Annotated in this window: 18 protein-coding genes; 9 read left to right on the top strand and 9 right to left on the bottom strand. The window is 58.0% G+C overall.

Going from position 1 to position 19,903, the window contains the following annotated elements; genetic code table 11:
- Window positions 1–23 precede the first annotated feature (23 nt).
- Window positions 24–260, bottom strand: a complete 237-nt coding sequence (locus tag O9H32_RS09995) for a DUF6953 family protein (protein ID WP_269865892.1) — start codon at window positions 258–260, stop codon at window positions 24–26.
- Between the two features lie 498 nt (window positions 261–758).
- On the opposite strand from O9H32_RS09995, the gene O9H32_RS10000 reads away from it, so the two are divergent.
- Window positions 759–1,847 (top strand): lactonase family protein, encoded by a 1,089-nt coding sequence (locus O9H32_RS10000; RefSeq protein WP_269865893.1) that lies wholly within the window; start codon window positions 759–761, stop codon window positions 1,845–1,847.
- 121 nt (window positions 1,848–1,968) lie between these two features.
- Here O9H32_RS10000 and O9H32_RS10005 read toward each other — a convergent pair whose 3' ends face one another.
- From O9H32_RS10005 to thrS, 3 genes are all read right to left on the bottom strand, one after another.
- Window positions 1,969–2,373: a hypothetical protein gene (locus tag O9H32_RS10005; protein WP_269865894.1), complete on the bottom strand. Its 405-nt coding sequence runs from the start codon at window positions 2,371–2,373 to the stop codon at window positions 1,969–1,971.
- Between the two features lie 13 nt (window positions 2,374–2,386).
- On the bottom strand, window positions 2,387–2,623 hold the full coding sequence (locus O9H32_RS10010; protein ID WP_269865895.1) for a hypothetical protein: 237 nt from the start codon (window positions 2,621–2,623) through the stop codon (window positions 2,387–2,389).
- 225 nt (window positions 2,624–2,848) lie between these two features.
- Complete coding sequence (gene thrS, locus O9H32_RS10015; protein WP_269865896.1) at window positions 2,849–4,780, bottom strand: threonine--tRNA ligase; 1,932 nt, start codon at window positions 4,778–4,780, stop codon at window positions 2,849–2,851.
- 660 nt (window positions 4,781–5,440) lie between these two features.
- Between thrS and O9H32_RS10020 the strand changes: the two genes are divergently transcribed.
- The 7 genes from O9H32_RS10020 (at window position 5,441) to O9H32_RS10050 (ending at window position 14,284) form a co-directional block, all read left to right on the top strand.
- Entirely contained in the window at window positions 5,441–6,088 is a 648-nt protein-coding gene (locus O9H32_RS10020) for a LysE family transporter (RefSeq protein WP_269865897.1), read from the top strand.
- A 197-nt stretch (window positions 6,089–6,285) separates the two neighbouring features.
- On the top strand, window positions 6,286–8,256 hold the full coding sequence (locus O9H32_RS10025; protein ID WP_269865898.1) for an ABC transporter transmembrane domain-containing protein: 1,971 nt from the start codon (window positions 6,286–6,288) through the stop codon (window positions 8,254–8,256).
- Entirely contained in the window at window positions 8,249–10,099 is a 1,851-nt protein-coding gene (locus tag O9H32_RS10030; protein ID WP_269865900.1) for an ABC transporter ATP-binding protein, read from the top strand. Before O9H32_RS10025 ends, O9H32_RS10030 begins: the two co-directional genes overlap by 8 nt.
- Before the next feature lie 397 nt (window positions 10,100–10,496).
- Window positions 10,497–11,603, top strand: a complete 1,107-nt coding sequence (locus O9H32_RS10035) for an ABC transporter ATP-binding protein (protein WP_269865902.1) — start codon at window positions 10,497–10,499, stop codon at window positions 11,601–11,603.
- Window positions 11,593–12,405, top strand: a complete 813-nt coding sequence (locus tag O9H32_RS10040; protein ID WP_269865903.1) for an ABC transporter permease — start codon at window positions 11,593–11,595, stop codon at window positions 12,403–12,405. Before O9H32_RS10035 ends, O9H32_RS10040 begins: the two co-directional genes overlap by 11 nt.
- Entirely contained in the window at window positions 12,402–13,211 is an 810-nt protein-coding gene (locus O9H32_RS10045; protein ID WP_269865904.1) for an ABC transporter permease, read from the top strand. Before O9H32_RS10040 ends, O9H32_RS10045 begins: the two co-directional genes overlap by 4 nt.
- A complete protein-coding gene (locus tag O9H32_RS10050; RefSeq protein WP_269865905.1) occupies window positions 13,208–14,284 on the top strand; it encodes an ABC transporter substrate-binding protein in 1,077 nt (358 codons plus the stop codon). Before O9H32_RS10045 ends, O9H32_RS10050 begins: the two co-directional genes overlap by 4 nt.
- 132 nt (window positions 14,285–14,416) lie before the next feature.
- Here O9H32_RS10050 and O9H32_RS10055 read toward each other — a convergent pair whose 3' ends face one another.
- Entirely contained in the window at window positions 14,417–14,833 is a 417-nt protein-coding gene (locus O9H32_RS10055) for a GNAT family N-acetyltransferase (protein ID WP_269865906.1), read from the bottom strand.
- Between the two features lie 106 nt (window positions 14,834–14,939).
- Here O9H32_RS10055 and O9H32_RS10060 point away from each other — a divergent pair, with 106 nt between their 5' ends.
- Entirely contained in the window at window positions 14,940–16,319 is a 1,380-nt protein-coding gene (locus tag O9H32_RS10060; protein WP_269865907.1) for an aminotransferase-like domain-containing protein, read from the top strand.
- A 138-nt stretch (window positions 16,320–16,457) separates the two neighbouring features.
- On the opposite strand, the gene O9H32_RS10065 is transcribed toward O9H32_RS10060, so the two are convergent.
- The 4 genes from O9H32_RS10065 to O9H32_RS10080 all read right to left on the bottom strand — a co-directional run bounded on the left by O9H32_RS10065 (window position 16,458) and on the right by O9H32_RS10080 (window position 19,897).
- Window positions 16,458–16,868, bottom strand: coding sequence for a GNAT family N-acetyltransferase (locus O9H32_RS10065; protein ID WP_269865908.1), 411 nt, complete (start codon window positions 16,866–16,868; stop codon window positions 16,458–16,460).
- Between the two features lie 403 nt (window positions 16,869–17,271).
- Window positions 17,272–17,481, bottom strand: coding sequence for a hypothetical protein (locus tag O9H32_RS10070; RefSeq protein ID WP_269865909.1), 210 nt, complete (start codon window positions 17,479–17,481; stop codon window positions 17,272–17,274).
- 128 nt (window positions 17,482–17,609) lie between these two features.
- Window positions 17,610–18,758, bottom strand: a complete 1,149-nt coding sequence (locus O9H32_RS10075) for an MFS transporter (RefSeq protein WP_269865910.1) — start codon at window positions 18,756–18,758, stop codon at window positions 17,610–17,612.
- A gap of 296 nt (window positions 18,759–19,054) precedes the next feature.
- Window positions 19,055–19,897, bottom strand: coding sequence for a carbohydrate ABC transporter permease (locus O9H32_RS10080; RefSeq protein WP_269865911.1), 843 nt, complete (start codon window positions 19,895–19,897; stop codon window positions 19,055–19,057).
- Between the last annotated feature and the right edge of the window lie 6 nt (window positions 19,898–19,903).

The raw sequence follows: 19,903 nt of genomic DNA on the forward strand, positions 1-19,903 counted from the left end.
CACAGCGGGGCTGCTCCAGACGATCAGGTCCAGCCCCAGAAGAATCCGTCCCGGTCCCAAGCGGCTTTGCCGCCGTGGAGTTTCTTGAAGATCTTTTTGACTTCTTTGTCGATGGACTCATTGCCGTTCTCATTCACATAAATGAAGTGCTCGCCAAATTGGCTGCGGATATGGTTCACGGCGTCCTGCTGGTACAGGATACCTGCATTTCTGAGTTCGTTCAGCATCCAGCGTGCTGCTTCTTCGGGAGTATGTTCCATGGATTGTCGCTCCTTGTAGTTGTAATCGGCTTGGCGTTGACGTTACTAGTATACCTTATGAGAGGCCTGCCTTGTCCAACAAGGCAGGTTTTTTTGCTATTATAGAATTTATAAAATTTCTGGGTGGAGCTTGTTTTCCGCCTTGTTTTTGTTCTGGGTAAGGTAGGAACCAAGCAGAGAGTAGATTAGAAGAGGAGAAGTCGGACAACCCCGAAGCCAGCGGGAGCAAGGGTCGAAACGGGGCGGCAGCGGCGCGAAATTCCGGTTGAAGGCGGTCGAAAGGGTACGTTTGTTGCTGTCATATTTTCCGGGAAATAATGGAGGTGCGGCGAACCGTCGGAGGCATGCCTGAAAGGGGAATCCCTGGCGGGCAATCGGGGCTCCGCACGGATCTGCCACAGGGCGGCTGCACGTGTCCGGGTTACGGTTTGCCCGGCGGGTAGGATACGCTATACAATGAGGAAGTGCTTATGATGAGGGGAAGAGGAGGAATGAAAGATGGCAGAGAAGCAGCACATGCTGGTGTTCGTCGGCTCCTATGCCGAAGCATCGGACAGCGGCGTGTACGTCTATGCATTCGATGAAGAGAAAGAAGAGCTTACGCTTCTGGATTCGGTGGCCGGGCTGAAGAATCCGACCTTCCTGAACCTGGATGCCGCGAAGCGCAGATTGTATTCGATCGCCGAGGGCGTGTCGGAAGACGGAGGGAAGGTGGGCGAAGCCGTATCGTTCGATATTGACGCTTCCACCGGCCGTCTGGCTGAGCTCAGCCGGGGCATCGGCGTAGATGCGCCGGCGTGCCATATCCAGCGTGATGCGGCGGGGCGGTATCTCATCCTGACGAGCTATCACGGCGGCCGGATCGCCTTGTCGGCGCTGGGGGAGGACGGGCGCATCGGAGCGCTGCTGGACACCCAGCAGTATGAAGGGCACGGGCCCGATCCCGAGCGGCAGGACCGTCCGCATCCGCACTCGGTGAATCTCAGCCGGGACAAGCGGTTCCTGTTCGTGCCGGACCTCGGTATGGACCGGATCCGCGTGTACCGTGTCGACCCGCAGGAGAACCGTCTCGCCTATCACGGCGAGACGACGACGCATCCGGGTGCGGGCCCGCGGCATATGGCGTTTCACCCGAACGGGAAGCTTGCCTTCTCGATCAATGAAGTCGATTCGACTGTGACTTCCTTCCGCTACGACAGCGAAGCGGGGACCCTGCAGGAGATCGAGCATGTGCCGACCCTGCCTGCCGGCTTCACGGAGGAGAATACCTGCGCCGAGATTGCCGTGTCCGAAGACGGGCGGTTCCTCTACGGTTCGAACCGGGGCCACGACAGCATCGTCGTCTTCCGTGTCGATGAGGAGACGGGCCGGCTGGCGCTTGTCGAACATGTGCCGACAAGGGGCGGGCACCCGCGGCACTTCGCGCTGCTGCCGGGCGGCCGCCACCTGCTCGCGGCGAACCGCGACTCGGAGAACAACCTGGTGCTCTTCCGTGTCGACAAGCAGACGGGCCGGCTGGACTTCACCGGTCACGCCGTAACCGTGTCGAAACCGGTATGCGTGCAGGCGGCTTACTTTCCCCGGTAAGGATTGGATAGGTTAGGGTAGGTCCGCATCCGTCAAGACAGAACAAGCCCCATCCGGCAGCCGGATGGGGCTTGTATTGTAGAAGGCAGCGGGCCGCCCGCCGGGCTGGGCGGGCAAGGCATCAACGAGCCTTGGAGCGCTGGAACAACTTGTTGATCTTGTAGGTCCGTGGCTGCCTTCGAACGCTGCCTTCGTCAGGAGGATCCTTCTTCGACGTCCGTTCGGCATAGAGGAAGAGATTCGTAATCCACCGGGATAGGCACATGATGCTGAGATAGCAGGCCAGCAGATGGATATAGTTTGTTCCCGGACCGAACCGGAACAAGCCGAAGGCCACGAGAGCCGGTTTGAACAGAAACGAGAAGAACAGGCAGCACAGTGTGCCGTATAGATAGTAATTTTTGCTGTGGTTGATACTCCATTGATACACGAACATGAAGATGACCGGAACCAAAGCCGTGTCGAGCGCCAGATTGACGGAGAGGAACGGAGCGAGCTTATACGGATAGATCCAAAGACCGTTCATGGCACCGAAGTCATCAATATAATTGAACCACAAATGCACGTTGAAGCCATAGTAATCCGAGCAGTAAGGCTTGTTCGCGGTCGATATACAGGAACAGCACGATGAGCGGCAGTACCAGCATCGCGAGCTCCATCCAGAACTGCCAGGTGCCCATATGGGAATAAGCAAACCAATAGGTCCGGATCTCAGCCGAAGCTTGCTCGTAAAGGCTTGTAATCCGGTCAAGCTGTGTCGTTTGATCCGTCGTCATGGGGTCCCCTCTATCATTCAGACTTGGAATGGTTCCTTACTAAGGTTCCCAAGGAGTAGGGGGATTATGAAGAAACAGGAACTGCCAGTCCCGGCGGACCGGAGCTGGCTGTATCTTGGGGCGCAGCATCGACTGCTCCAAGCGGGGCGGGATCCGCGCGGGCCGCCGCCAGCCGGGGACCATGGGCCGCCGGATGGGCAGGCACCCCGGCCGGAATGCCGCAGCTTACTGGCGCAAGCGGATCTCCTCTACTATGCGGCCGGCGATCTCCCCGACCTCCTGCGGTCCCATATCGCCGCTGTCGCGCCTGCGGACCGATACTGTGCCGGACGAGAGCTCCTGCTCGCCGAGAATGAACATATACGGCACCTTGCCGAGCTGCGCTTCGCGGATCTTGTAGCCGAGCTTCTCGCTGCGCGCATCGACTTCGGCCCGGATGCCCTCCTCGGCCAATAGCTCCTTCACGCGGTAGGCGTAGTCGTTATAGGGATCCGACACCGGCAGCAGCTTCACCTGGACGGGAGCGAGCCACAAGGGGAATGCCCCGGCGTAATGCTCGGTCAGGATCCCTATGAACCGGTCGAGGGAGCCGTATACCGCGCGGTGAATGACAACCGGCCGGTGCTTGTGCCCGTCCTCGGCGACATACCCGAGCTCGAACTTCTCGGGCAGCTGGAAATCCAGCTGGATCGTGCCGCACTGCCAGCTCCGCTTCAGCGCGTCGAGGATATGGAAGTCGATCTTCGGCCCGTAGAAGGCGCCGTCCCCCGGATTCAGGCGGTAGGGGATGCCGCGCGAGTCCAGCACGCTCTGCAGGGAAGCCTCCGCTTGGTTCCAGAGCTCCTCCGCTCCCATGTAATCCTCGGGACGAGTGGACAGCTCGATCACGTAGGAGAATCCGAATACGCGGTACATCCGGTCGATGAGCTCGATGATCTTCCCGATCTCCTCTTGAATCTGATCCGGACGGACGAAGAGATGGGCGTCGTCCTGGCAGAACGTGCGCACCCGCATCATCCCGTTCAGGGCTCCCGAGAACTCATGCCGGTGCACTTGGCCGAACTCGGCGATCCGGACGGGAAGATCGCGGTAGGAGTACAGGCGGTTCTTGAAGATGAGCATATGCCCAGGGCAGTTCATCGGCTTCAGCGCATATTTCGTATCGTCCACGTCCGTGTAGTACATGTTCTCCCGGTAGTGATCCGCATGGCCGGAGAGCTCCCAGAGGCGCTGGTTCATCATGAAGGGGGTCTTCACCTCATCGTAATCCCGCTGCCGCTGGAGCTCCCGGGCGAAGTCTTCCAGCTCCGTACGGATCGTCATGCCGGCCGGGAGGTAGAAGGGCATGCCCGGCGCTTCATCGGAGAACATGAACAGCCCAAGCTCCCGGCCGAGCTTCCGGTGGTCCCGCAGCTTCGCTTCCTCGAGGAGACGCAGATGCTCGCCGAGCTCGGCTTTCTTCGCGAACGCCGTCCCGTAGATCCGCTGCAGCATGGGATTGTTCGAGTCTCCCCGCCAATAAGCCCCCGCTACGCTGAGCAGCTTGAATGCCTTGATCCATCCGGTAGAGGGCAAGTGGGGACCGCGGCATAGATCCGTGAATTCGCCTTGGCTGTACAGGGAGATGACGGCCTCCTGCGGCAGATCGCGGATCAGCTCCAGCTTCAGCGGCTCTCCCAGCGCTTCGAAGATGCGCAGGGCTTCTTCCCGGGAGACTTCCCGGCGGACGACCGGAAGGTTCTCCTGAATGACCTTCTCCATCTCCCGTTCGACTGCGGCCAGGTCGCCGGGGGAGAGGGAACGATCCAGCCCGATGTCGTAATAGAATCCGTCCGCGATCACGGGGCCGATGCCGAGCTTCACGGACTGCGGCCCATAGAGGCGCCGCACGGCCTGCGCCAACACATGCGCCGCCGTATGCCGGAGGATCTCCAGACCGTCCGGGGAATCCAGCGTCACAATGTCCACGGTCACAATCTCAGCCCCTCCTTCTTCCTCCAGTCTCCGGTCCAGATCCGCGAGCCTGCCGTTGATCCGTCCGGCCATGGCCTTCTTCTTCAGCCCGGCGCCGATCGATTCGGCAATGTCGCCGATCGTGGTGTGCTGCGGATACCTCCTGATTGTTCCGTCCTGCAGTGCGACACTGATCTCCTTCATGCCCTTTTCCTCCATTTCCTGTTCAATTTGAACGCAAAAAAACGCATCACATCCCCTAAGGGACGAGTGCGTTCAGCTCGTGGTTCCACCCTAATTCGACCTGCAGCTATACCTGCCGGAGCATACGTCCGGGGTCAGATGACTGCGAGGTCCTCATGGGATCCGGTATCGGGGATCAGGCGGCGCCGCTTACTGCCGCAAGTGCGTTTGCGGGTTCAACGCCGCGGCTGCAAAGGGGTAATCCCGCGGCCGGCTACTGAAGAAGCTTGCACCTTTCACTTCTCTCTCTGGCAGTGCGGTTCCGGGGATCTTGTCTTTGGTCATTGCCGGTATTTGAGGTTTGATATTGTATTATACAGGGGGGATTTCCAATGTCAAGGGGGTACTTCAGAATGCAAGGGCCGGTGTGCGAAAGGGAATCATAGCCGGCAGAGAGGTAATCATCATGATTATCGAGGCTATGTCCGGGTGTAAGCCGCTAGCTTGCTGAAGGTCGGAGCAAAATAAGGGTTCAACGGCCGCTTGCAATATGGTAGACTTTTACATGGGTCCGCCTTTTTCAGGGAATACCGTACCCGGGAAGCAGGCGTTCTTTTCGTCTGTCCTGGTACAGGCTCGGGCGGCGTCCTCTTGGGCTGCAGGATTCTATTAACGGGGTGAATGTTCTTGGAATTATTCTTATCGGGATTTCTGCTCTCCTTGGCCTTATGCCTGGATCTGGGCATGGTCAATGTGACCATTATGAAAACGGGGGTCGAACGCGGACTCGTTCCCGCTGCCTTGGTGGGTGTCGGGTCGGGCATCGGCGATCTGATCTATGCAGTTTTATCTATGGTGGGCGTCACGCTCATCTTGGGCAACATCTATATCCGTTGGATTCTATGGGTGGGGGGGACGCTGATCCTGCTCTATCTGACCTGGCAGATGATCCGTTCGGTGATTCGGACCAAAGGGGTCGACCTGCAGGATACGAAGAAAGGCAGCTCCCGCGGAACGGTCAAAGATTTATACATGGGCATTACGCTGGCGCTGGCTTCACCGACGGCAATTCTGTTCTTTGCTTCTATCGGAGGCAGCGTGATCGCGTCGACGACCGGTTCGACTTCGTCTACCGAGTCGCTGATTCTGTTCTTCGTCGGCTTCTTCGTTGCAGGGCTGCTGTGGTCGGCCTTCATGGCGGTGGTCAGCAGCCAGGGCGCGAAGCTGCTTGGGGAAAAGCTGACGCGGGGGTTCTCCATCGTGTCGGCTGTCTTGTTCCTGTTTTTTGCGGTGAAAGTATTCTTGGACGGATACCATACGCTGCTGTAAGCAAGGGACGGAGCCGCCAGGGGATGGAAGGAGGAGCGCTGCTGCGACAGTGCTTTTTTGGCGTGGGGGCAGACTTCATATAGTTTACTATTCGCATATGCAAAGTAAGAAAAGGCTGTAGTTGAAACTCTTCATCTGTTCTATAATGGACGAATAAGCATGGACAAACCAGACCGGCAGATGAAAGAGGTGGAAAGATGGGCACGGTATTCCGATTCCTGATACCCTACCGCCGCTCGATGACGGCGGCGATTATTCTGATGCTCGTAGAGCTGGTCGTGGAGCTCTGGCATCCCCTGCTCCTGGCCAGGATGATCGACGAGGGGATCCTGCCCCATGACTTCGGGCAGGTGCTGAAGTGGGGAGGGCTCATGATTGTCCTCGCACTGCTCGGCTTTATCAGCGGACTCATCAATACGTTCTATGCGGCGGAGGCGAGCCAGGGCTTCTCTTACGATATACGCCAGGCCATGTTCGGGCGGCTGCAGTCCGTCTCCTATGCTGCGTTCGGCCGGTTCCCCGTATCGACGCTCATCACGCGGCTGACCAGCGATGTCACGCAGACGCAGCTCGCCGTATTCCTCGGGCTGAGGGTGTTCCTGCGCTCGCCGCTCGTCATGATCGGCGCGCTTGCGCTGGCTGTCTCGGTGAATGTGAAGCTGGCCCTGCTGCTGCTCGTGGTGACGCCGCTGCTCGTCGTGCTGCTGGGGCTCGCAATGAAGCGGGGATTCGCCTTGTTCCGGGCGGTCCAGGAACGGCTCGACCGGATGAACGGCACGCTGCTCGAGAACCTGACGGGCATCCGGCTGATTCGTGCCCTGGTGCGCGGCGAGCATGAGCGAAGACGGTTCGATGCCGCAAGCGGCGATCTGTCCGAGAAGACGACGGCCGCCTTGCGCTTGTCGGAGACGATGATTCCCTGCGTGCTCCTCGTGATGAACCTCAGCGTGCTCGTGCTGCTGTGGCTCGGCAGCGGCGAGATCGGCCGGGGCGCCGTGAATGTCGGCGAAGTGGTGGCAGTGGTGAACTATGCGACCCGCATTACGGCGGCGTTCGGCATCATCTCCATGATGATCTCGAGCTTGTCCCGCGCCTGCGCGGCCGTTACGCGCATGGCGGAAGTGCTGGAAGCGGAGAGCGGCAGGGAAGGGCTGGAGGCGGGAGAAGGCGCGGGTGAGAGAGCGGAAGCCGGAGCGAAGAGTCGGCCGGCGGAAGTGAGCGCAGAAGCTGGAGCTGGAGCGAAGAGTAGGTCGGCTGTAGAGAGCACGGAAGCCGAGCCGGAGAAGGCCGAGGCAGGAGAGCGGGAAGGTCCTGGAGCGAGGGGGGACGAGGAGGCGGCTTCCGGCGCAGCGGAACGGAGCTTACCGGATCTTCCGGCGTCTGAAGCGAAGCCGGTCAGGGAAATGCCGCATATGGAAGCGGGAGCGGTACAGTTCGACGGTGTGTCGTTCCGCTATCCCGGTACGGCCGCGCCGGTGCTCGAATCGCTGTCGTTCGAGGTAGGCGCGGGACAGCTCGCGGTGATCCTCGGCGCCACCGGCTCGGGCAAGACGTCTCTGCTGCAGCTGCTCCCCCGGCTGTACGAAGCGGAAGCGGGAGAGATCCGGATGGGCGGAGAGCCGATCCGCGGGATCGAACCGGGGCATCTTCGCCGGATGATCGGCTATGTGCCGCAGGAAGCGCTGCTGTTCGGCGGCTCCGTGAAGGAGAATCTGCGCTGGGGCCGCGGGGATGCGACCCTGGATCTGGATGAGATGGTCGAAGCGGCGAGGCGCGCTCAGATCCACGAGACCATCCAGGCGATGCCGGAGCAGTATGATACCGTCATCGGGCAGAAGGGCTCCACGCTGTCGGGCGGCCAGAAGCAGCGGCTGTCGATCGCCCGGGCGCTGGTACGCCGGCCGAAGCTGCTGCTGCTCGACGACTGTACGAGTGCGCTCGATGCGAGGACGGAGGCCAGGCTGCTCGCCGAGCTGCGGGCGATGTCCTGCACGATTCTGCTCGTGACGCAGAAGATCACGGCGGCGCAGCAGGCGGATACGATTCTGCTGCTCGAGGACGGGAAGCTGCTGGCTCAAGGCAGCCATGACGAGCTGCTGGAATGCTCCGGCTTATACCGGAGCATCGTCCAGTCCCAAGCCAGAGAGGAGCGTGTAGGCCATGTTTAAACTGCCGGGCATTCCGGTTAGATATGCCGAAGCGCTGGAGGCGCTGCTGGCCGCGCAGGAGCCCGCAGGGGCCGGCAGGCCGAAGCCGAAGGTGCGCAACTTGAAATCCACGCTGCGGCGGATCTGGTCTTATCTGGCAGGGGCGAAGCTCATTCTGTCCCTCGTCTGCGTGCTTGTCGTCGTGAGCTCCGTACTCAGCCTGCTCAGCCCTTACTGGCTCGGTATAGCCATCGATACCTATCTGGTCGATCGGGATGCGGCCGGGCTGCTCCTGCTGCTCGGGGGGCTGGCGGCCGTATACCTGGTGCAGACCGGCGCGACCGTGCTGCAGAACTACCTCATGATCGGCACGGCCCAGCGGGCCGTTGCGGCGATGCGTTCGGACGTGTTCGCCCAGCTGCAGCGGCTGCCGATCCCCTATTTCGCGAAGCGGCAGCACGGGGAGCTTATGAGCCGGTTCACGAGCGATATCGACAACGTGAGCCAGACACTGAGCTCCTCGTTCATCCAGATCTGCTCCTCGGTGATCACCTTTACCGGGATGCTGGCGGTGATGCTGTGGCTCAGTCCGCTGCTGACGCTGATCACGATGACGGTCGTTCCCGTGATGTTCCTCGGGATGAAGTGGATTACGCGCCGTACCGGCAGACTGTTCCGGGCCCAGCAGAAGGAGATGGGGGCCTTCAACGGGTTCATCGAGGAGACGCTGTCCGGCCAGCTTATCGTGAAGACATTCGGCCGGGAGGAGCAGGCTGCCGCCATGTTCGGTGAGCGGAACCGGCGCCTGCAGACCGCGGCTTATTGGGCGCAGACCTATTCGGGATTTATCTCCAAGCTGATGATTATGCTGAACAATATGAGCTTCGCGCTCATTGCGGCAGCGGGGGGCGTGCTGGCTTACCAGGGGTTCGTGACGATCGGGGTGATCATTACGTTCACAGAGTATGCGAGGCAGTTCGTCCGCCCGCTGAACGATCTTGCGACCCAGTACAATACGCTGCTAGCAGCGGTAGCCGGAGCAGAGCGGGCCTTCGAGATCCTGGACGAGGAAGAGGAGAAAGACGAGCCGGGGGCCGCGGCCTTAACGGATACTCAGGGGGATATCGAGTTCCGCGGCGTGACGTTCGCCTACGGAGAGGGAGAGCCGACGCTGGCTGACCTGAACTTCCGGGTGAAGCCGGGGCAGACAGCCGCGCTCGTCGGTTCCACCGGGGCAGGCAAGACGACGATCGTCCAGCTGCTGACCCGCTTCTATGATATCCGCAGCGGGCAGATCCTCATCGACGGACAGGATATCCGGTCGCTCCAGCGGGCCGGCCTGCGCCGTCTTATGGGCTTCGTGCTGCAGGATTCCGTGCTCTTCGACGCTTCGATCCGGGAGAATATCCGGTACGGGCGGCTGGACGCCACGGATGAGGAGGTCGAGCAGGCGGCGAAGCTCGCCAACGCGCACGGCTTCATCTCCAAGCTGCCGCAGGGCTACGACACGTCACTGCACCAAGGCGGCAGCGGGATCTCGCACGGCCAGAAGCAGCTGCTGGCGATCGCCCGGGCGATGCTGGCCGACCCGGCCATCCTCATCCTGGATGAGGCGACGAGCAGCATCGACACCGTGACGGAGGTGCGCATCCAGGAGGCGCTGTCCCGGCTCATGCAGGGGCGGACGAACCTGGTTATCGCCCACCGGCTGAACACGATCCGTCAAGCGGATCTCATCATCGTGCTGGATCGGGGCCGCGTGGCGGAGATGGGCTCGCATGAGGAGCTGATCGGTCTCCGGGGAGCCTATTACGGACTGTACGAAGCGCGGGTACAGGAGGAGGACGACAAGAGCCCTGTTTAACGCGGTCAATCATTTAGGACACGAAACAGGCGGGTCGCCCGGAGGCAGACGGTGAATATACGGATTCGCTCATAGAAGAGGAATAGTTACGGCGGGAAAGAAGAACGGCCGGTGGTCATGGACTGCCGGCCTTTTGGTATGAAGGGGCTGGAACTGAACGGGCGTTTTCAGCTGAGCGCCTAACCGAATGCCCATCGCTCTCCCACGCACCTCACCTCATCCGGGCTACCTCTCTCCCATCGGGGCATTTTGGCATGCGTGTCGGTATTTACCGAAAATTGTTGTTTGCACTTTTGTCCCAAATGTTTATATTTACATTATAATGCGTAGGAACGGAATTCCGGCTTCACGCTCAAGTCGTGCGCCATTTCTTTCATACCCAATCAAGGAGGCTCCCATGTCCGATCCGACCATCATCCGCTTCGAGCGGGTCACCCAGCGGTACGATGACCAGACGACCGTGCTGGACAACGTCAGCTTCGAGATCCAGCGGGGCAAATTCTACACGCTGCTCGGCCCCTCCGGCTGCGGCAAGACAACCATCCTGCGCCTGATCGCCGGGTTCATCCAGCCGACGGAAGGCAGCATTTATTTCAACGGGAAGATCATCAACCTCATCCCAGCCAATAAGCGGCAGGTGAACACCGTGTTCCAGGATTACGCGCTGTTCCCGCATCTGAATGTGTTCGAGAACGTCGCCTTCGGCCTGCGCGTCAAGAAAATGAAGAACGACGATATCACCCGCAAAGTGAAGGAAGCGCTCCGCTTCGTCAATCTCGAAGGCTATGAGAGCCGGGAGATCACCGAGATGTCCGGGGGCCAGCGCCAGCGCGTGGCGATCGCCCGGGCCATCGTGAACGAGCCGGAGATTATCCTGCTCGACGAGCCGCTCTCGGCGCTGGATCTCAAGCTCCGCACGGAGATGCAGTACGAGCTGCGCGAGCTGCAGCGCCGCCTCGGCATCACGTTCATCTTCGTGACGCACGACCAGGAAGAGGCGCTCGCGATGTCCGACGAGATCTTCGTCCTCGACAAAGGCCGGATCCAGCAGAGCGGGACGCCGACGGACATCTATGACGAGCCGATCAACCGCTTCGTGGCCGACTTCATCGGCGAATCGAACATCGTCGCCGGCCGCATGATCGAGGACTATGTCGTGGAGTTCAACGGCCGGCGCTTCGAGTGCCTCGACGGCGGGTTCCATCCGAATGAGGCCGTTGAGATCGTCATCCGTCCGGAGGACCTGGAGATTACCGCAGCCGATCAGGGCAAGGTACAGGTCCGCGTCGACACCCAGCTGTTCCGCGGAGTCCACTACGAGATTTCCTGCTATGACGACGGCGGGAACGAATGGCTCGTGCACTCCACGAAGAAGGCGGAGGTAGGGGGCCGCATCGGGCTGTACTTTGATCCGGAATCGATCCACGTCATGCGCTTCGGCGAGACGGAGGAAGAGTTCGACAAGCGGCTCGAGGCGTACCAAGAGGACAGCCATGGGGACTAGGGGAGCCGCGCGCAGCGCGTATCTGATTCCGTATCTCCTGTGGATGGTGCTGTTCGTCGCAGCGCCGATTCTGCTCATCGTGTACTACTCCTTCTTCGATGTGGAGGGGAACTTCACCCTGGCCAACTACGGGAAGTTCTTCACGCCCGTGTATTGGAGAATGAGCGTCAGCTCGTTCTGGTATGCTCTGCTCATCACGCTGTTCTCGCTGCTGATCGCTTACCCGACGGCTTATCTGCTCACGAAGACCAAGCATAAGCAGCTGTGGCTGCTGCTCATCATTCTGCCGACGTGGATCAACCTGCTGCTGAAGGTGTATGCGTTCCTCGGCATCTTCGGCACGTACGGCACCGCCAACCAGCTGCTGGAGCTGCTCGGCATCGGCACGCAGCAGATTCTCTTCACGGACTTCAGCTTCGTGTTCGTGTCCGTGTATATTTTCATCCCATTCATGATTCTGCCGATCTTCAATGCGCTCGAAGAGCTGAACCCGTCGCTCGTCGATGCCTCGCGGGACCTCGGGGCCTCCGCCTGGACGACGTTCCGCCGGGTCGTCTTCCCGCTCACCCTGGACGGGGTCAAGGCGGGCTGCCAAGCCGTGTTCATCCCGGCGTTGTCGCTGTTCATGATCACGCGTCTGGTCGCCGGCAACCGGGTCATCACGCTCGGTACGGCGATCGAACAGCACTTCCTGGTCACCCAGGACTGGGGGATCGGCGCGACGATTGCCGTCTTCCTCATCTTGGCGATGGCGGTTATCATGATCTTGACCGGCAGCCGGAAGCGGGGAGGGATCGTATGAAGAAGCGCTGGAGAATCTCGAATCTGTACCTGCTCGCGGTATTCTTCATTCTGTATGCCCCCATTCTGTATCTCGGGTACTACTCCTTCAACAGCGGGGGCAATATGCACGAGTTCGAAGGCTTCACGCTCGAACATTATGCGGCGGTCTTCCAGGATACCCGCCTGCTGATCATCGTGCTGAACACGCTGGTCATTGCGCTGCTGTCCTCGGCACTGGCGACGATCATCGGGGTGGCGGGGGCGCTGTTCATTCACCGGCTGCGCCGGCGCAGCACGAAGCAGACGCTGCTCACGCTGAACAACGTGCTGATCGTCTCGCCCGACGTAGTCATCGGCGCGTCGTTCCTGATCCTCTTCACGATCGCCGGCATCAAGCTCGGGTTCGCCTCCGTGCTCCTGTCGCATATTGCCTTCAGCGTGCCGATCGTTGTTCTGATGGTGCTGCCGAAGCTGCAGGAGATGAGCCCGACGCTCGTCGACGCGGCCGAAGATCTCGGGGCTACCCGGTGGGATGTGCTGACGAAGGTGGTGCTGCCGTTCATCCGGCCGGGGGTCTTCGCCGGATTCTTCATGGCGCTGACCTATTCGCTCGACGACTTCGCGGTGACGTTCTTCGTGACGGGCAACGGGTATTCCACACTCGCCGTCGAGATCTACTCGCGGGCGCGGCAGGGCATCTCGCTGTCGATTAATGCGCTGTCGACGCTGATCTTCCTCTTCACGCTGCTGCTGGTACTCGGCTATTACGTCATGAACCGGCGCAGCGCGAGAACCAAGTCTTTGACCCAGGGGGTGCGGCCATGAAACCGCTCGTCCGGTTATTCGTTACCGTGTTTGCGGCTGCTTTTATCCTCATGTACCTGGCCTCTTACCTGAATACTTCGGAAGGGTATTCCGGCGAGAATACGCTCACCGTGTACAATTGGGGCGATTATATCGATCCCGAGCTTCTCGAGAAGTTCGAGGAGCGGACGGGGATCAAGGTCATCTACCAGACGTTCGATTCCAACGAGGCCATGATGACGAAGATTACGCAAGGGGGGACCACGTTCGATGTGGCCGTACCTTCGGAATACGCTCTGAGCAAAATGAAAGACGAAGGCTTGCTCCTGCCCATCGATCCGGTGCGGCTGCCGAACCTGAAGCACATCAACCCGCGGTTCCTGAACCTCCCTTTCGATCCGGGCAACAAGTTTTCGGTTCCTTACTTCTGGGGGACGGTGGGGATTATTTATAACCCCGAGCTGCTCGAGGAGGGCAAGACGTTCACGAGCTGGAACGATCTGTGGGACGAGAAGCTGAAGAACCAGATTCTGCTCGTCGACGGGGCGCGGGAAGTGATGGGCATGGGGCTGAACTCCCTCGGCTACTCGCTGAACGACCGGGAGGAGGCGCATCTGCAGGAAGCGAAAGCGAAGCTCGATACGCTGACGCCGAACGTCAAGGCGATCGTCGGCGACGAGATCAAGATGCTGCTGGCGAACGAGGAAGCCGCCGTGGGCGTCGTCTGGTCCGGCGATGCCTCCGAGATTATGGACGAGAACGACAAGCTCGACTATGTCGTGCCGGAGGAAGGCTCGAACCTGTGGTTCGACAACATGGTTATCCCGAAGACGGCGCATAACATCGAGGGAGCGCATGCGTTCATCAATTTCATGCTGGACCCGGAAGTCGCAGCGCAGAACGCCGAGTATGTCGGCTACTCCACGCCGAACGAGAGCGCGATGGCATTCCTGCCGGAGGACATCTCGGGCGACAAACGCTTCTACCCGGAGCCGGAGCTGACGGAGAAGCTGGAAGTCTACGAGAACCTCGGCAAACGGATGCTGTCGCATTATAATGAGTTGTTCCTGGAGTTCAAGATGCACCGGAAGTGAATGGAAGAGCCTGCCCAAGCAATGTGCTGGGGCAGGCTCTTATTCAACTAAGGCCCCTTGCGTAAACGGGGCCTTTTTGTGTACTACGGTAGGGCTCTTTGGTTGGTTATGCAAAAGAAACAGTCCTCGGGGTTATCGTGCTGCACGGCGGATCATCATTTCCTGTCGAACGAAACCGTACTTCTCATAGAGTCCATGCGCGTCTCGTGTACCAAGATGAATCGACGTATGGCGAATGCGAGGATGGTCGACCACCACAGCCATCATCCATTTGCCGAGTCCTTTTCCGCGATGTTCCGTGTCGACGATCACGTCGCACAGCCAGGAAAAGGTGGTTCCATCCGTTACAACCCGCATGAATCCTACTTGAAGTCCGGCCGTGCTGTAGACTCCGAGACAAAGCGATTCTTTCAAGCTGTTCATGATGGTATCTTCCGGCCGTTCTGCGGCCCAATAACTGCTCTTCAATAATGCAATGATTACATCCGGCTGCAGCTCTTCCACACGGTCACTGATTCGGTAAGGCAGGCAATCATGAATCCACTCCATCTGTATACCTCCTATATTCGTAATGTGTTTAGTATAATGGTAACAGTTAGAAGAGAAAAATGAATTATTTTGCAACTATACCCATACAGATCGGGGTGGAAAGATCATGAAATACGAGAATGTGAAGGACCATCTGAAACAACAGATTAACAGTGGGGCGATCAAGCAGGGAGGTAAATTACCGTCCATCCGAGAGCTTAGTATCCAATGGGAGTGCAGCAAAAACACCGTAATCCGAGCCATCGATGAGTTGGAAAAAGAACACCTGATTTACTCGGTACCGAAGAGTGGTCACTACGTGATTGTTCGTTCCTCCCCGTCTGAGGATCGGCCGGAAGGGCGGATTGATTTTGCAGAAGCTGCTCCGGATCCTGGTATCATCCCCTATGAAGAAATTCAGCACGGGTTGAACCGGGCGGTACAGCTATACGGGGATCACCTTTTTACCTACGGCGATCCGCTCGGGTTTCTATCTCTACGCGAGGCTATATCCCGACACCTGGCAGTCTCTCAAATCTTTGCTGGACCCGAACGGATCTGCGTCGTCTCCGGCGCCCAACAAGCCCTTCACTTGCTTGCCTCCATGCCGTTCCCGAATGGGAAATCGGTTATCTTGGTCGAACAGCCCTGCTATGCCGGAATGTTGAAAATAATAGGTCTGCTCGGAGTAACTGCAATCGGAATTGCCCGAACGGAATCAGGCCTTGACCTTGATGAACTGGAACGGCATTTTCGGAACAATTCCATTAAATTTTTTTATACGGTCCCCCGATACCACAACCCGCTCGGAACCAGCTTGTCACGTCGGGAGAAAGAAGCAATCGCATCCATGGCGGAGAAATATGATGTGTATATCGTGGAGGACGACTATCTCGCAGACTTGGAAACGGACAGCAAATCCGATCCAATCTGCAGCTATGATAATTCGGGCCGCGTGATCTACATCCGAAGCTTTTCCAAAATAATGCTGCCGGGCCTGCGACTCGGTGCCGCTGTACTTCCCGAAGCATTCATCACTTTGTTCCGAATGTACAAATCGTCGAGCGATTTAAGCACAGCAGCCCTTTCACAAGCCGCATTGGAGATTCATCTGGGCAGCGGATTGTTTCAGCGCCACGCCGCCCTGATGAGGGAACGCTACGGCATTCGAATGAAGGCTCTTCAGAAGGCATGCAGCCGATATTTGAACGAGGGCTTCCGTCTAAGCAAGTCCGCCGGGGGTATATTTGCCCAACTCGAGCTGCCCCATCATTTGGCGGCAGAGGAGCTGGCCGCGGCTCTTCGACAGAAGGACGTGTATGTCTTTCCTACGATGCATTACTACCTTCCTAGCGTGGAAAGCGCGAACAGCTGGCGCCTCAGCATTATTCGCACGAACGAAAACAAGATTGAGGACGGCATCCGGATCATCCGCCAGACGGCCGACGAACTAATGAGCCAAAGAAGTACAAACAAACTTAGCCGATCAGCCATTACTTGGATGTAGGAGTGGCCACTTTATACTGTACCATGAACCCCCGCCGACAATTTCTCTGTATTGAACTAACATTCCAGTTATTTCAATGAAGAAGAAGGCAGCTGCCACAAGGGTGATATGCTCCCTGGGCATTACTATCGTTCACAGTCAGCTTAACTTCTTGGTAAGCAGTATTTCCAATGGTTGTGTATCAAGCAGTAAGCACCCTGCATCTTTATAGCCTAGTTTTCTATAAAAATGTTGGGCTCCTTCATCAGCCTGAGTGGATGTCATAGACATGTTGAAGCCCCTTTGTTTCATTTGATCCTCCCAGAAGAGGACAACTTTCTTGCCTGCACCCTTGCCTCGATAGGGTTCATCAACCCAAATCATATTCATAAAAGGGATGTTGTCCCAAAAATAACCAAATCTCATCCATCCGATATTACTTTCATCTTGGTTCCGCAGTATATATATTTCATTTTCTTTTATTTTTGTCAGTAGGAGGCTCTCTGAAATATGATCGTCACGGACGCTTATGTACTCATAGTCTGACTCATTCGCAAAAACGATGTTCATTGTTATTCCCCCCCCCTTTTTATGTAAAATAATATCAACTAATATCTGATATTATTTTAATCGAACCCCATTATGCATGGCCAATAAAATAGGTATATACAATACATCGCCCATTGGGTCAGTCCGATGAATACTCATGACTATCAGCGTAATTGACGATTCCACCTCTTTTGATTCTGCGGAACCGGTGGGTGTGCATAATAAAACCCCTGCTAGCAATACAAGGAACAGTATCCTCAAGATATCACCTCGAAGCTAGTATCCCCATTTACTATCAAAAAGCGAGGTACAGCTGCCGCGCTCTAATAAGCGAAAAGGGTCAAGAGAACGTTCTCTCGGGTGCTTAACCCCAAAAGAAGCCAGGTCCGCTGCTAACAGCAGCAGAACCTGGCTTCTTTGGCATTTAGCATGAAGCGGAGAGAGAAGCGGGGAAGAGGGGGAAAGCGGTCAAGCCTGAGAGGGGAGCAGCGCTGCCGGAATCGATGATCCGGGCCGCAGCCGGGTACGTGTCGCCGGATTGGCTCAAGTAGACGATCCTGCCTCCCGTCAGCCCCGTATCCATGAGCTGAGGGTAATCCGGGTGAGAGTTGCGGCGGATTAACAGATCAAGCATTGGAAGGCTTCTTCATCTCCTTGTTAGATTATATAACGTATAACCGAACTTTCTGATTTGATTTTACTTCAAAATAGGCTTTTGTGTCAATAAAATGTTATGTTTTATAACATTAAATATGAAAACGTTCACCTTTTCTCATATATCCGTACGGCGCGTGATTGGAAATAAGGGATGGCGAGCAGGGAGAGCAGCGTCAGTCCGATGAGGGAGATGAAGCCGGCGCCGTGCAGCGCATCAAGGAACAAGGTACAGCTCAGCATGATGCACCGCGTGAGCACGAGCACGCCTTCCCTCCAGACGAGGAAGGAGGTTACCTGTACGCTGTTGCATTCCTGAATCATACGGAACTGCTGCGAGTTCCATACGGTGAGGAAGTAGAACATACCCAGGGCGGACAGGGTGTTGGAAGCGATCCTCATGGCGGGCAGGGGGATGATGACGATGAGCAGGGCGGCGGCGATCAGCACGGTGCCGATCCACAGCCAGCGCGATTCCCCCAGCACATACCGGCGGTACAGCCAGAGTCCGAGCAGGGCCGCAGCGGTATAGAGCGCGTTCAGCAGAGCGATGAGCAGCCGGTCCTGGGTCACGGAGAAGGTGAAGAGCAGGCCGAACAGGTTCTGGAACTGGAGGAACAGGCCTGCCGCCAGCAGGGAGCAGAGCACCCACTTCGCGCCCGGATAGCCGAAGGCGAGCCGGAAGGAGAAGGTGCCGAAGTGGGCCGTCTGTTCAGGGCCGACGGGAGCGGGCAGCGTAATCCGCGGAATCCGGAATGCATAGAAGAGCATGACGCCGAGGAAGACCAGCATGAGAGCGAACGAGCCCCGGTAGCCGAAAGCGTCGATGACCTTCGCGGAGGCCATCGGTACGGCGATGGAGAGCACCTGCGCAATGAGGCTCTGGGCTGCAAAATAAGGCGCAAACTCCGGCCCTTTGCCGATGAGGGCGATCGGCAGGTTCTGGGCGGCCGACGAGAAGCCGGACATGCCCCCGACCGCGACTCCGAGCAGGGCGATCCACAGCAGCCGGTTGTCGAGCTGCACGGTCATCAGGTAAGCGAAGGCCGCTCCGCCCCCTGCGGCGGCCAGGCCGACGAGCAGGCGGATGGTGAAGCGGACGAGCAGCTTCGCTCCTAGGGTGAAGGCGAGCCCCCACACGAGGAACATGACGAGATTGAAGAACGAGACTTCTTCAATGGAATGGGCGGGCTCCCAGATATAGAGATTGACGAAGATCCCGATATAGATCGAGATTACGGACGAGACTGCATTCATGATAAGCAGCCTTCGCATGTCGCTGGACAAGGGAATCACCCTTCGCTTGTGGATTTTTTGGAGCCTACGGGCTGCCTATGACCTAAGCAAGGGGAAACGCGCTCTCACTCTTGCTGATACGCATCGTAAGAGGCAGCAGCACGGGCGTCTCCAATAAAAAACCTTAGTCCGCCTGAAAAAAGCGGACTAAGGCTGCATACCGTTTCAAGTTACGGACATCCATATGGGTGAAGTCCAGTTAGAAGTTTGTTCCGCTTAAGGTGGGTATGTGGCCGGTTCCGCCATGCAAGGGCGGCTTACTTCACCGCTCCGGCGGTCACGCCGCTGGCGATCTGCCGCTGGAAGAAGATGTACACCACGAGCACGGGAATGATCGTAATGAGGAGGGCGGCGAACAGCGGGCCCCACTCCGTGCGGTACTGCATCTCGGCCTGCATGACGGCGATACCTACGGGCAGTGTGTATTTCTCCGGATCGTTGACGAGGATCGTGCCGATCACATACTCGTTCCAGATGTTCAGGATGTTGACGATGGCTACCGTCACGAGACCCGGCTGGGAGAGCGGCAGCATCACCCGGAAGAAGACGCCGTACTCCGAAGCGCCGTCGATCTGGGCCGCTTCATCGAGTTCCTTCGGGAGCGACTTGTAGAAGCCGACGAGGACGAAGATCCCGAAGGCCAGCACGCTCGAGGCGTACACGAGAACCAGCCCGAGGTGCGTGTTGATGAGGTTAAGCCGGTTCATCAGGAAGAAGAGCGGAATCAGCGCCAGGTTGAAGGGGATCATCATGGATGCCAGATAGAGCAGGTACAGGGCGTTGCTGCCCTTGAACGGATAGCGGGCAATGACATAAGCGGTCATGGCTGCGAGCAGCAGGCCGAGGAAGGTTCCTCCGAGCGTAACGATGATGGAGTTGAAGAAGTAAGCGTCAAAGTTATATTTGTCCCATACGTACGAGAAGTTCGACCAGAGGAGCGGGAACTGCGGCAGTGCCCAGGGGGCATTGCGGAAGAATTGGTCGTTGTTCTTCAGGGCATCGAGCAGGGTCCAGAGGAGCGGATAGAGAACGGATACGCTCCAGAGCAGGAGGACCGCATAGATGAATGTGCGGGACAGCGGGTTATAGGCGGGCTTCATGGTGAG

The sequence above is a fragment of the Paenibacillus caseinilyticus genome (assembly GCF_027533645.1).
Lineage (GTDB): Bacteria > Bacillota > Bacilli > Paenibacillales > NBRC-103111 > Paenibacillus_G > Paenibacillus_G caseinilyticus.

Bases quoted from the DNA above. Each gene is read 5' to 3' on its own strand.
- O9H32_RS10050 (WP_269865905.1), top strand. From the start codon at position 13,208: ATGAAACCGCTCGTCCGGTTATTCGTTACCGTGTTTGCGGCTGCTTTT.
- O9H32_RS10035 (WP_269865902.1), top strand. From the start codon at position 10,497: ATGTCCGATCCGACCATCATCCGCTTCGAGCGGGTCACCCAGCGGTAC.
- O9H32_RS10045 (WP_269865904.1), top strand. From the start codon at position 12,402: ATGAAGAAGCGCTGGAGAATCTCGAATCTGTACCTGCTCGCGGTATTC.
- O9H32_RS10020 (WP_269865897.1), top strand. From the start codon at position 5,441: ATGTTCTTGGAATTATTCTTATCGGGATTTCTGCTCTCCTTGGCCTTA.
- O9H32_RS10075 (WP_269865910.1), bottom strand. From the start codon at position 18,758: ATGAATGCAGTCTCGTCCGTAATCTCGATCTATATCGGGATCTTCGTC.
- O9H32_RS10055 (WP_269865906.1), bottom strand. From the start codon at position 14,833: ATGGAGTGGATTCATGATTGCCTGCCTTACCGAATCAGTGACCGTGTG.
- O9H32_RS10060 (WP_269865907.1), top strand. From the start codon at position 14,940: ATGAAATACGAGAATGTGAAGGACCATCTGAAACAACAGATTAACAGT.
- O9H32_RS10010 (WP_269865895.1), bottom strand. From the start codon at position 2,623: ATGACGACGGATCAAACGACACAGCTTGACCGGATTACAAGCCTTTAC.
- O9H32_RS10065 (WP_269865908.1), bottom strand. From the start codon at position 16,868: ATGAACATCGTTTTTGCGAATGAGTCAGACTATGAGTACATAAGCGTC.
- O9H32_RS10025 (WP_269865898.1), top strand. From the start codon at position 6,286: ATGGGCACGGTATTCCGATTCCTGATACCCTACCGCCGCTCGATGACG.
- O9H32_RS10005 (WP_269865894.1), bottom strand. From the start codon at position 2,373: ATGAACGGTCTTTGGATCTATCCGTATAAGCTCGCTCCGTTCCTCTCC.
- O9H32_RS10070 (WP_269865909.1), bottom strand. From the start codon at position 17,481: ATGCTTGATCTGTTAATCCGCCGCAACTCTCACCCGGATTACCCTCAG.
- thrS (WP_269865896.1), bottom strand. From the start codon at position 4,780: ATGAAGGAGATCAGTGTCGCACTGCAGGACGGAACAATCAGGAGGTAT.
- O9H32_RS10040 (WP_269865903.1), top strand. From the start codon at position 11,593: ATGGGGACTAGGGGAGCCGCGCGCAGCGCGTATCTGATTCCGTATCTC.
- O9H32_RS10000 (WP_269865893.1), top strand. From the start codon at position 759: ATGGCAGAGAAGCAGCACATGCTGGTGTTCGTCGGCTCCTATGCCGAA.
- O9H32_RS09995 (WP_269865892.1), bottom strand. From the start codon at position 260: ATGGAACATACTCCCGAAGAAGCAGCACGCTGGATGCTGAACGAACTC.
- O9H32_RS10030 (WP_269865900.1), top strand. From the start codon at position 8,249: ATGTTTAAACTGCCGGGCATTCCGGTTAGATATGCCGAAGCGCTGGAG.
- O9H32_RS10080 (WP_269865911.1), bottom strand. From the start codon at position 19,897: ATGAAGCCCGCCTATAACCCGCTGTCCCGCACATTCATCTATGCGGTC.